Source organism: uncultured Acetatifactor sp. (genome assembly GCF_948601915.1).
In the GTDB taxonomy this organism is placed as follows: Bacteria; Bacillota; Clostridia; order Lachnospirales; family Lachnospiraceae; genus Acetatifactor.
In genome coordinates this window covers 4,806-16,387 of sequence record NZ_CAPDXS010000030.1, presented here as the reverse complement: position 1 = coordinate 16,387, position 11,582 = coordinate 4,806, and the positions used below count along the sequence as shown (strand labels likewise).

Here is an 11,582-nt window from a genome sequence, read left to right as displayed (position 1 = left end):
AATCAGAAGTTGGCACAATGTCCTTCTGTGCCAATATTATACCCTTTCGTGCGCTGCGGCGCACATGGAATCAGAAGTTGGCACAATGTCCTTCTGTGCCAATATTATACCCTCCTGTGCGCTGTAGCGCACATGGAATCAGAAGTTGGCACAATGTCCTTCTGTGCCAACATTATATCATACGCCCCGACAAAATGGAATATTTAATGTCAAAATATTTATTTTTTATATTCTTATTTGTGTTGAAAATTAACATATTTTTAGTTTAGTGCGCTATATATTTGTACATATTTTCTAATTTTTCTAATTTATATATGCAATTTCAAAGGACATTACGGATGTCTTCGGAAATTTGATTTCATGTTGATTTTTCTTTGCGCCAGGTGCTATAATAATAATGTAACGAAAAACCAACAAGGAAGTACAGCCTATGTATACAATTGATTTCAGCCATCCCTCTTCCCTCTACTTCGTGGGCATCGGCGGCATCAGCATGTCCGGCATGGCGCTGCTGCTGCAGGACGCGGGCTTCCAGGTCTGCGGCTCCGACCGCTCCCCCAGCGCCGCCACCGAGATGCTGGAGGCACAGGGGATTACCGTATTCTATGGACAGAGGGCCGAAAATATGACCGAGGCCGGGCGGATTGACTGCGTGGTCTTCACCGCCGCCATCCACCCGGACAATCCGGAATATAAGGAGGCCCACGCCAGGCTCCTCCCCTGCCTTACCAGGGGCCAGCTTCTGGGCCAGATCATGAAGCATTACCAGACCCCCATCGCCGTCAGCGGCACCCACGGCAAGACCACTACCACCTCCATGGTGGGCGAGATCCTGCTGGGCGCGGGCCTGGATCCCACCCTGTCCATCGGCGGCGTCCTGAAGGACATCGGCGGCAATATGCGCATCGGCCACTCCGGCTACTTTGTGGCGGAGGCCTGCGAGTACACCAACAGCTTCCTGGACTTCTTCCCGAAGGTGGGCATCATCCTGAACATCGGGGAGGACCACCTTGACTTCTTCAAGGACCTGGAGGACATCCGCCATTCCTTCCGGCGGTTCGCCGGGCTCCTGCCCCAGGACGGCTGCCTCGTCGTCAATGGGGACATCGAGCGGCTGGAGGAGATCACGGAAGGCTTGCGCTGCCGTGTCGTCACCTTTGGAGCGGGCGAGCCGAACGACTATTTCGCCACGGACATCCGCTATGACGGCTTCGGCAACCCACGCTTCATCCTGCACTGTCCGGGAGGCGCAAAGCGCCCCGTGACTTTAAGCGTGCCCGGCGAGCACAATGTATACAATGCCCTGGCGGCCCTGGCGGTGGCGGAGTGCCTGGACATCGACGGCAGCCTGGCGGCAGGGGCGCTGCAGGGCTACAAGGGCACCGACAGGCGCTTCGAGCACAAGGGGACCATCGGCGGCGTCACCGTCATAGACGACTACGCCCACCATCCCACGGAGATCGAGGCCACCCTGAAGGCCGCCGCCAACTATCCCCACCGGAAGCTCTGGTGCGTGTTCCAGCCCCACACCTACACCCGCACCAAGGCCTATCTGAAGGAATTCGCCCGATCCCTGTGCCTTGCGGACGAGGTGGTGCTGGCGGACATCTACGCGGCCAGGGAGACGGATACCCTGGGCGTCCATTCCCAGGATCTGCAGCGGGAGATCCAGGCGCTGGGGCATGTATGCCATTATTTCCCCAGCTTTGATGAGATAGAGAATTTCCTACTGGAAAATTGCATAAAGGACGATCTGTTGATAACCATGGGTGCCGGGGATGTGGTAAAAATCGGCGAAAGCCTGCTTGGCTCCTAGTTATCCACAGTTTCCACAAAAAAGACGGGAATCCGGGCTGTGGATATGCCCGGGGGACAGTCCCGTGGAATCCCTGGATTCCGGAGGGTTGTCCACAGTTTCCACAATTTCCACAAACCGGCCCCGGGCCTGCACCCCAAAACGGATTCAGGCAATTTGACTATTTTCTTTTTCCGGACACTATGCTATACTTTTGCTACTGCGTCAGTACGGCGCATTATGGAACGATTGTATGGAGAGGCAGGGGAGAGGCAATGGCGCGTTTGACGATTTATCCGGACAACCATGTGGATTCCACAGTGGTGTCCAATCTTTTCATCGATGAGTATATGAAGGATGCCAATGATGCCCAGCTAAAGGTCTATCTCTATCTGCTCCGTATGATGAGCGCCCATCTGGCCACCAGCGTGTCCGACATCGCGGACAGGTTCAACCACACGGAGAAGGACGTGTTGCGTGCCCTGCGGTACTGGGAGAAGCAGCAGCTCCTCAGCCTGGACTACGACGGGGACAAGAACCTGGTGGGCATCCATATCCATGACCTGACCGACGGGGCCAGGGCGGGCGCGCAGATGCCGGCCTCCTTTGTGCCCATGCCCGTCATGCCTGCCGTGGAGGATGTCCGGAGGGATGCCGTCCCAGCAGGGCTTCCCCAGGCAGAGAGCCAGCCGGACAGCGCCCAGGCGGCAATGGTATATGAGAAGCCGTCCTACACCGCCGACCAGCTCCGGGAGTTCAAGGGCAGACAGGAGACCACACAGCTCCTGTTCATCGCGGAATCCTACATCGGAAAGCCGCTGACGCCCTCGGAGATCAAGACCATCCTCTACTTCACGGATGTGCTGCGCTTTTCCGACGACCTGATCGACTATCTGCTCCAATACTGCGTGGACAGGGGCAAGAAGGATTTCAAATACATAGAGAAAGTAGCGGTAAGCTGGGCGGAGGACGGCATCACCACCCCGAAGCAGGCCCAGAAAAGGGCCACCCGCTACGACAAGAATATCTACACCATCATGAACGGCCTGGGCAAGAGCAATTCCCCCACCGCCAAGGAGATGGAGTTCATCACCCGCTGGCTGAAGGATTACGGCTTTACCATGGACATCATCATCGAGGCCTGTGAGCGCACCGTGCTGGCCACGGACAAGCACCGCTTCGAGTATGCCGAGAGCATCCTGAGCAGCTGGAAGCGCCAGAACGTACACCATAAGGCAGATATACAGGGGATTGATGACCTGCACCAGCAGCGCAGGAAAAGCGCCTCCTCCAATCCCCCGAAGCAGTCGGGCAACCGCTTCAATCAGTTTACACAGAACAATTATGATTTCGCCGCCCTGGAGCAGGAACTGGTCAGCAACTAAGGGCGGCCGCGGCACCGGAACAGGAGGCCACAATGGCACTGAGCAATTCTCAATATGAAGCCATCCGAAAGGAATACCAGCGCACGAGGGATGAGAACCGGATCCTGGCAGAGGCCAGGCTGCGGGAGGTCTGCGAGGCCGTCCCGGAGTACCTTCCCCTTTCGGAATCCGTCAGCACCCTGTCCGTAGCCCGGGCCAGGCGCATGCTGGAGGGGGATGAGGACGCGCTGTCCGGTCTCCACCAGGAACTGGCGGAGCTTGCCTGTAGGCGGAAATGTCTTCTGGCGGAGCACGGCTTCCCCGAGGATTATCTGGAGCCCGTCTATCGCTGTCCGGACTGCCAGGATACCGGTTACGTCACCTCGGATCAGGGGCTTAAGACAAAATGCCATTGCTTCCGGCAGCAGGAGATTTCCCTCCTGTATGCCCAGTCCCATATACAGGAGCTGATAGAACGTGAAAATTTTTCCGTCCTCTCGTATGAGTATTATCAGGGGGAGGATCTGCGCCGCTTTGAGGCGGCAGTGGGCATCAGCAGGAAATTCATACGGGAGTTCGGGGAGGTCTGCCGGAACCTTTTCTTCTACGGCACCGTAGGCACCGGCAAGAGCTTCCTCTCCGGCTGCATCGCCAGGGAGCTTCTCCAGCGGGGCTGTTCCGTCCTCTATTTCAGCGCCGCCAGCCTGTTCGACACGCTGGCCAGGTATACCTTTGACGGACGGCTCAAGGACAGCCTCCAGGATTTCTGCGAGGACCTCTACGGCTGCGACCTGCTGATCGTGGACGACCTGGGGACGGAGATCACCAACAGTTTCGTGACCTCTGCGCTGTTCTCCTGCCTCAACGAACGCCATCTGCGCGGGAGGTCCACCCTGATCTCCACCAACATCAGCCTGGAGGAGCTCAGGGACCGTTACTCCGACCGGATCTTCTCCCGGATCAGCAGCGGCTTCACGCTGTGCAAGCTCACGGGGCCGGACATCCGTATCCTGAAAAAGCGCCTGTCCAACGCCCCCGCTGTATAATAGATAATTACCGATACCGCTTTTACCGATACCAATCGAAGACTTCTTCCGGCTTCAGACAAAATTGCAGGAATCTGCATGGAAAAGAACAGAAAGGGACACATCATGGGCAACCGCGAAGAAAAAAGAAACTTGGAAACCATTCCCGCCGGCTCTCTGGGAATCATCGCGCTGGAGGGCTGTAGGCCCCTGTCGGAGCGAATCGACAAATACCTGGTGAGATGGCGGAGGGAGCGGGAGAGCGAGCACAAGGAATCCCTGGCCTTTTCCGGCTATCAGCGGGACTCCTACCTGCTGCAGTCAAGGGTGCCCCGTTTTGGCTCCGGGGAGGCTAAGGGGATGATCCTGGAATCCGTCCGCGGCTTCGACCTCTACCTGCTGGTGGATGTCTGCAACTATTCCCTGACCTATCGCCTGGGCGGCCAGGAGAACCACATGTCCCCCGATGACCACTATCAGGATCTGAAGCGGATCATCTCCGCCGTGGGCGGCAAGGCCCGGCGCATCACGGTGATCATGCCCTTTCTGTACGAGAGCCGCCAGCACAAGCGCTCCAACAGGGAGTCCCTGGACTGCGCGCTGGCGCTGCAGGAGCTGGTGCAGATGGGCGTGGACAATATCATCACCTTCGACGCCCATGACCCCAGGGTCCAGAACGCCATCCCCCTGCACGGCTTCGAGACCGTGCAGCCAGCCTATCAGTTCATCAAGGGGCTGCTGGGCCATGTGGGGGACCTGCAGATAGACGCTGACCACATGATGGTCATAAGCCCCGACGAGGGCGGCATGACCCGGGCCATCTACTGTGCCAATGTGCTGGGCCTGGATATGGGCATGTTCTATAAGAGGCGCGACTACACAAGGATAGTCGACGGACGCAATCCCATCATCGCCCACGAATTCCTGGGCACCAGCGTGGAGGGCAAGGACATGATCATCATCGATGACATGATCTCCTCCGGGGACAGCGTGCTGGAGGTGGCTGCGGAGCTGAAGAACCGCAGGGCGCACAAGATATTCGTCTTCTCCACCTTCGGGCTGTTCACCAGCGGCCTGGACAAATTCGACCGGGCTTATGAAGAAGGAATCATCGACCGGGTGCTGACTACGAACCTGATCTATCAGACACCGGAGCTGTTGCGCAGGGAATGGTATATCAACTGCGACATGAGCAAATATATCGCCTACATCATCGATACCCTGAACCACGACTCCTCCATCAGCGACCTGCTGAATCCCAATGAGAGGATTACGAGCATCGTGGCCCGGTACAAGAGCGGGGAGCTTTCCCCCTGATGCCTGCGGGCACACATTACTTATGCTATCTCCTATATTTATTACACCTATATTACACTGGAACCGCCGGATCGCAATGACCCGGCGGTTCTGGTGTAATGCGGCTTCTGTCCGTCTGTATCTCTTCAGGCCCCGGTGAAGGTGTCGTAGAGCGTCACCACGTTTTCCTGGGCATCGTACATGGTGATGGCCCCGCACTCGATGGGGAGCACGATGGCGAAGGGCTCCTCGGAGTCCACCTGTATGGTCTCCTGCTTCACGCTGTCGTCCACCACGATTTTGCACACCTTGTCCTCGTTCAGGGAGAGCAGCGCGATGCCCTTGTCTTCGAACACCACGCCCTTCACGCCCTCCTCCATGTAGGCGTCGGTGCCGCCCTGCCTGTAGAAGTAGCCGTATGACAGGCCCTCTTTGGTCAGATAGATGGAGTAGGCGTAGTTCTCCTTCTCCTCGTCATAGAAGAGCATGGCGCACATGTCCTCATTGACGGCCTGGGCCATCTCCCAGGACTTCTCCACGCCCTGCTTGTCCCTGGCATCCTGCTCCAGCCTACCCTTCGACACGCCGAATATCCCCGCCTGCCATATGATCAGAAAGGCCAGCAGAATGATCAGCACCAGGCCTATCAGTGCCGGTATCTTCTCTACCTTCATGTCCTTACCTCCGGTTCCGTTCTGATTTTTTACCTTCCTTACAAGACATACCTTTTGAGGAAGATTCTACCACAGATTCCCCAATCCGTCCAGCCGTAAAACAGGCCTGACTTATTGCCGCGGCAGCCTATTCCCTCAGATAGGTGATGAACTGGTTCCCGCTCTCCTCGAACCAGGCCGATGCCTCGCTGTTCTTCATGGTGTATATGGTGCCCGTGACGGGATCCATGATGCCCACCTCAATCTCATTGAAGCCCACCAGCAGCACTGCGCTGTCCTCCACCAACGCCAACACGGGGATGTCCTGGTTCACATAATACAGCACCGCGTCCAGGCTGCAGCCCGCCAGGTCCAGAAGGACCGCGTCCGGCAGGCTTTCCCGGAGGATGTCCCGAATCGTCTCCCCCCGGTCCAGATGGTACTGGGTGTTCCGCACCACGCCCTCATAGCCCAGCATGGTGTCCAGGCAGACGGCCAGCGCGCCTCTCTCCGGCGTGGCCTCCGCCTCCTTGATTGCCATGATCTGGTTCTTCGCGGCCCGGTTCCCCCGCTGCCAGATCCTGCGCCCGCTCTCGTCCATGACCCCTCCCGCGGCGTCGTAGGCCAGCTCCACGGCCCGGGCGGAAGAGCTGAAGATGCCGCAGGCACCGTAAGCCCCGTACACATAGAAGCGCTGGGCCTCTCCGGCCTCCGGCAGCAGGAGCTGTCTGCCGCCTTCGTACACCACCTCCTTGGGCGTAAGCACCATGGCTGACTTGCCCTCCGGGTACTTGCGCAGCCGGATCTCCATCTGCCGCTTATACCGCTCCGTGTCCGCGGCGGCCAATGTGTTCCTGCCCGTCCCCTCCTCCAGGCTGTTCATAACATGCTCCTGCTCTATCTCCTGGTAGGTGCCGGATTCCAGGCGCATCACCCGGTCCAGGGCGATCTGGTTGCCGTCCACATTGCAGCCGGTGACATAGACCCCCGTCTGCCTGTATTCCTTCAGCAGCTCGCCCTCGGAATTGCAGATGCATATGGCATACATGGGAAAGAGGAACCTGCCGGAGTGCTCCTCCACCACGTCCGCCCCGTGGGCTATGCCGTATATGATGTCCTCGTCCATGAAGCCCAGGGGCCTGATGGCCTCCCCCTCGGGCACTGTGATGCTCTTCCGTACATCGGTGCCCAGGTTGTGGATGTTCAGCACATTGCTGTGGTAGATGTCCTCCCCGGAGGACCAGACCATGATCTTGTGGTTCTCCGACACCTGGAGCCCCTCGTCCTGGGCGATCTCTATCTGCCTGGAGCATGTCCTGCGCACCAGGTCTATCCCGTATACCCCGCCGTCCAGCGTGAGGTAGAGCTTCTGCTCCCTGTTCAGGTACAGCAGGCGTTCCATCTGCACCTGCAGCACGGAATAAGGCCTGTCGTAGGGGATGTAGAGCAGCTCCTCCACCGTGTTCTGGCCGCTGTTGTAGGTGTAGAGCTGTATGCCCACCTCCCCCTCGTGCCTTCCCCGGTTCATGTATCCGTAGACGGCGAACTGCATGTTGCCGCCCTCGTCCAGATCCAGGATCTTGATGGCGTGCTGGTCGTACATGGTGCGGGCGTCCGCGTTCTCCTCGTCGTAGAAGCTGAAGACCAAGGTGAGCTTGTTGGTGGTGATGTTGTAGCAGAAGAGCCGGTTGGCCGCCACGAACGCTACTACATTTCCGTCTTCGCTCTCCCGCATGTCCACGTCTTCCCCGGTAATGCCCAGCACGATGCGGTCCTCCACCCGCAGCTTCTCCGCGTCCGGAATCTGGTCCATGGTACGCTCGTAGGCCAGCAGGTAGATCCGGTCCGCGGTGTAGCGAATCCGGTAGTGCTCCCGCATCCTGTAATAGGTGCTCTCCCCCTCCTCCCTGGTGGCCACCATGTAGTCCATGAGGAAAGAGGCCGTCTGCTCCCCGATCTCCGTCAGCCGGATCTCAGGCTCCCCGATCTCCTCCACCTCCAGATCGCCCCAGGTGAGCTGTCGGAAGCTGCTGTAGATGTTCACGCTGTGGTAAGAGCTGTTGTCCTCCAGCCTGGCATCGGACTCCATGTACTTGGTCAGCTCCCTGGCAGCCTCCTTATCGTACAGGCGTTCATGGAAGTCCAGGCAGAAGGCCGTCTTCTCCTCCACATGCAGGCTGTCGCTCCATATGACCCTGGTGTAATAGGACACCTGCCTGTCCCCCTCCAGGGTGAGCAGCACCGTCAGCAGATATTCGGTATCCCGTTCAATCAGGTCCTTCAGGGCGATGCGCCCGCTGATCTGCCCCTCCGTCTCCACATAGTCCGCAATCTCGGTATCCTCGATCAGCCTGGATCCGTCCGCGCTCCTCACCTGCATGGCGATGCCCGTGACCGCCTCCCCGAAGGTGTCCACCAGGAAGCCGGCATCCCTGTCCTCCCCCAGCACGGTCACGGTCTCCCTCTGAAAGGCCATGTCCACCGGCTCCCCGTAGCCGTGGAGCTGGTTGCATGCCGTGCCCCGCATCACCATGGTGACCAGCGGGAAGGTGGCGGGGGACATCTCCATAGTCAGGTTGTCATGCCCTCTGTTCATGAATTTGTTCACGATGGTCAGTGCCGCCAGGAACACAAGGCAGCAGACCGTAAGCTTAATGATGGTCTTCTTCATATAACAGCTCCTTCAGGGCAGGATCCACATGCAGGAATTCCATGGTGCGGGCAAGGGCCGTGGATTTCTCCGCCCAGGAGCCGCCCGGGCGCATGGCATCGGACTTCACCGCCCGGATCATCAGGTTCTTGGGCGTGTGCTCCATGTCGATGAACTCCAGGATCTGCACGTCATACCCCTTCTCCTCCAGCAGGTCGGCCCGCAGGGCGTCCGTGATCAATGCCGCCATGCGCTCCCTGATCACGCCGTAGCGCAGGATGGGCGCAAGCTCTCCGCACCGGATCTGGCCGTTCAGCTCATGCTGGCAGCAGGGCACCGCCAGGATCACGCCGGCTCCCCATTTTACGGCCTTCTCCAGGGCATAGTCCGTGGCCTTGTCGCAGGCGTGGAGGGAGACCACCATGTCCACCTTCTCCCCGCCCTGATAGTCGCTGATGTCCCCCTGCCGGAAGCACAGGCCATCGTAATGCAGCTCTTTGGCCAACTGACCGCAGCGGTCGATCACATCCGCTTTCAGATCCAGCCCGGTGACCCGGATGTCCCTGCCCTGGAGCCGGTTCAGATAATAGTACATGCCGAAGGTCAGATAGGACTTCCCGCAGCCGAAATCCACGATGCGGATGGTGCGGTCTGCGGGAAGCTTCTCCAGCACATCCTCGATGAACTCCAGATAACGGTTGATCTGCCGGAACTTATCATATTTCGCCCTCACCACCTTCCCCTGGGGCGTCTGCACTCCCAGGCTCACCAGGAAGTCCACCGGCTCCCCCTCGGGCAGGATGTAGCGCTTGGAGCGGTCGTGGGACATGTCCGGAAGGTTTGGGGGTTCCGCGTCCCTGCGCTTTTTGGACTTGATGGACACTGCCCCCTTTCTGCTGACCAGGACGCTGGCTTCCAGGTAGGCGCAGCTTATCTGCGCCTGCCTGAACAGCCCCTCCATATATCCTGTCAGGCGTTCCTCCAGCTCCTCCCGCTCCAGGTTCCTGTGGAACACCTGCGCGCCGCGGTACAATGTCTCCTGGAAGCACATCCTTCCCCGGATGAGCACCGGGCGCAGCTTCACCTTGGAAGCCTTTTCCGCATCCCTTGTATTGCTCAGTGTGATCTGTATGATATTTTGATCCGGCAGCTGCCGGAAGAATTCTCTCAGTTTATCCATGGAAACCCTTTCTTCCATCAGTGGGGCCGCCGTTCTGCCATGCCGCCGTCTTCCCTAGAACCATGTGGAGAAGCTCCCTCTGCGGCCTCCGTGGCGGCGCTTGTATATCTCGTTGAACAGCAGGACCTGTATCATTTCCTCTGCAGGCGGATTCCCCTCCTCGCTCTCCAGAATCCGGCACATAGATCCCGCCAGCGCCTGCAGGCTGCATCTGTCCGGGTATTCGTCGTAGATCATGCTGCCCTCGTAGTCCGTCCTGTCCAGGATCTCTGCTATCCTTCTCTGGCAGCGCCTTACGTCTCCGGGGTACATCTGCTGCAGATATTCCAGATCCCGCAGCAGCCTGGCCTCGTTCTCCGCGCCGCGGTAATCAGGGTAGGTCATATAAAAAGGAAGGGGCCCGTTCCAGCCCCTTACTTTGTCTTCCGGAAGCGGCTGTAACAGTTTCGAATGAAATTCCATACGCACTCCTCTTTGGGTTTTTTAACAGCATATGCGTGTTTCCTCTAACTGTTACAGGCGGATGCCTCTGCCGCCCCGCTTTCGATCCCTATTTTAATACCTGTATCCGTGCGACTGCCCGCTGCAGCGCCGTCTCGGCCCTTGCAAGGTCCGTGTTGGCAGCCTTGCCCTGTAAGCGCCTCTCGGCCCGCTCCATAGCGGATTTCGCACGGTTTTCGTCTATCTCGCCGGGCCATTCGATTGTCTCGGCCAGAATCGTCACACCCTCCGGAAGGATTTCCGCGAACCCCGCATGCAGGGCCGCCTTCTTCTCCCCCTCCGTCTCATGGATGTAAAGGATGCCAGGCCTTACGATCACTGTCATGGGAATATGCCCCGGCAGCACGCCGATCTCTCCCTCTGTGGTGTTGAACTCCACCATGTCCGCCTGGTTCTCATAGAAGACCCTGTCAGGCGTGATGATGCGCACAGGGAAGCCGCTCTTCTCTGCCATAGTCGCCCTCCATCCTTATGATACCCTTGCCAGCACGTCGTCGATGCTGCCCGCGTTCAGGAAATAGCTCTCCGGGATATCGTCATGCTTGCCTTCCAGGATTTCCCGGAAGCTGCGGATCGTCTCGTTGATAGGTACGTATTTGCCCTCCATGCCAGTGAACTGGCCTGCCACGAAGAAAGGCTGGGACAGGAACCTCTGCACCTTACGTGCGCGGGATACTACCAGCTTGTCTTCCTCCGACAATTCGTCCATGCCCAAAATGGCGATGATGTCCTGGAGCTCCTTGTAGCGCTGGAGTATCTCCTGCACGCCCCGGGCGGTCTGGTAATGCTCGTCGCCCACAATTCTGGGATCCAGGATACGGGAGGTGGACTCCAGAGGATCCACTGCCGGATAGATGCCCAGTTCCACGATGGAACGGGACAATGTGGTGGTCGCATCCAGATGGGCAAAAGTGGTGGCCGGCGCCGGGTCGGTCAAGTCGTCCGCAGGCACATAGACTGCCTGTACGGAAGTGATGGAACCGTTCTTGGTGGAAGTGATCCTCTCCTGAAGGGCGCCCATCTCCGTCTGCAGCGTGGGCTGGTAACCCACTGCGGAAGGCATACGGCCCAGCAGAGCGGAAACCTAGATCGGAAGAGCACACGTCTGAACTCCAGTC

The 11,582-nt window shown here is 58.4% G+C and carries 9 protein-coding genes; 4 read left to right on the top strand and 5 right to left on the bottom strand.

Annotation, left to right across the window (positions count from 1 at the left end; translation table 11 throughout):
* Positions 1-430 precede the first annotated feature (430 nt).
* From murC to Q2B33_RS07160, 4 genes are all read left to right on the top strand, one after another.
* Positions 431-1,816, top strand: a complete 1,386-nt coding sequence (gene murC, locus Q2B33_RS07175) for a UDP-N-acetylmuramate--L-alanine ligase (RefSeq protein WP_300563674.1) — start codon at positions 431-433, stop codon at positions 1,814-1,816.
* 254 nt (positions 1,817-2,070) lie between these two features.
* Complete coding sequence (locus Q2B33_RS07170) at positions 2,071-3,180, top strand: DnaD domain protein (protein WP_300563676.1); 1,110 nt, start codon at positions 2,071-2,073, stop codon at positions 3,178-3,180.
* Between the two features lie 32 nt (positions 3,181-3,212).
* Positions 3,213-4,205: an ATP-binding protein gene (locus Q2B33_RS07165; RefSeq protein WP_300563678.1), complete on the top strand. Its 993-nt coding sequence runs from the start codon at positions 3,213-3,215 to the stop codon at positions 4,203-4,205.
* A gap of 105 nt (positions 4,206-4,310) precedes the next feature.
* Complete coding sequence (locus tag Q2B33_RS07160) at positions 4,311-5,501, top strand: ribose-phosphate pyrophosphokinase (RefSeq protein WP_296461051.1); 1,191 nt, start codon at positions 4,311-4,313, stop codon at positions 5,499-5,501.
* A gap of 125 nt (positions 5,502-5,626) precedes the next feature.
* On the opposite strand, the gene Q2B33_RS07155 is transcribed toward Q2B33_RS07160, so the two are convergent.
* The 5 genes from Q2B33_RS07155 to atpC all read right to left on the bottom strand — a co-directional run bounded on the left by Q2B33_RS07155 (position 5,627) and on the right by atpC (position 10,918).
* On the bottom strand, positions 5,627-6,154 hold the full coding sequence (locus tag Q2B33_RS07155) for a hypothetical protein (protein ID WP_300563680.1): 528 nt from the start codon (positions 6,152-6,154) through the stop codon (positions 5,627-5,629).
* A gap of 127 nt (positions 6,155-6,281) precedes the next feature.
* The gene (locus Q2B33_RS07150) at positions 6,282-8,804 is read right to left on the bottom strand and encodes a hypothetical protein (RefSeq protein ID WP_300563682.1); all 2,523 of its coding nucleotides are present in this window, start codon (positions 8,802-8,804) and stop codon (positions 6,282-6,284) included.
* Positions 8,785-9,963, bottom strand: a complete 1,179-nt coding sequence (locus Q2B33_RS07145; RefSeq protein ID WP_300563684.1) for an SAM-dependent methyltransferase — start codon at positions 9,961-9,963, stop codon at positions 8,785-8,787. The genes Q2B33_RS07150 and Q2B33_RS07145 overlap by 20 nt, the downstream gene beginning before the upstream one ends.
* Before the next feature lie 54 nt (positions 9,964-10,017).
* Positions 10,018-10,425 carry a hypothetical protein gene (locus tag Q2B33_RS07140; RefSeq protein WP_300563685.1) on the bottom strand — a complete coding sequence of 136 codons (408 nt, stop codon included), beginning with the start codon at positions 10,423-10,425 and terminating at the stop codon, positions 10,018-10,020.
* An 88-nt stretch (positions 10,426-10,513) separates the two neighbouring features.
* Positions 10,514-10,918 carry an ATP synthase F1 subunit epsilon gene (gene atpC, locus Q2B33_RS07135; RefSeq protein WP_300563687.1) on the bottom strand — a complete coding sequence of 135 codons (405 nt, stop codon included), beginning with the start codon at positions 10,916-10,918 and terminating at the stop codon, positions 10,514-10,516.
* Positions 10,919-11,582: the final 664 nt, after the last annotated feature.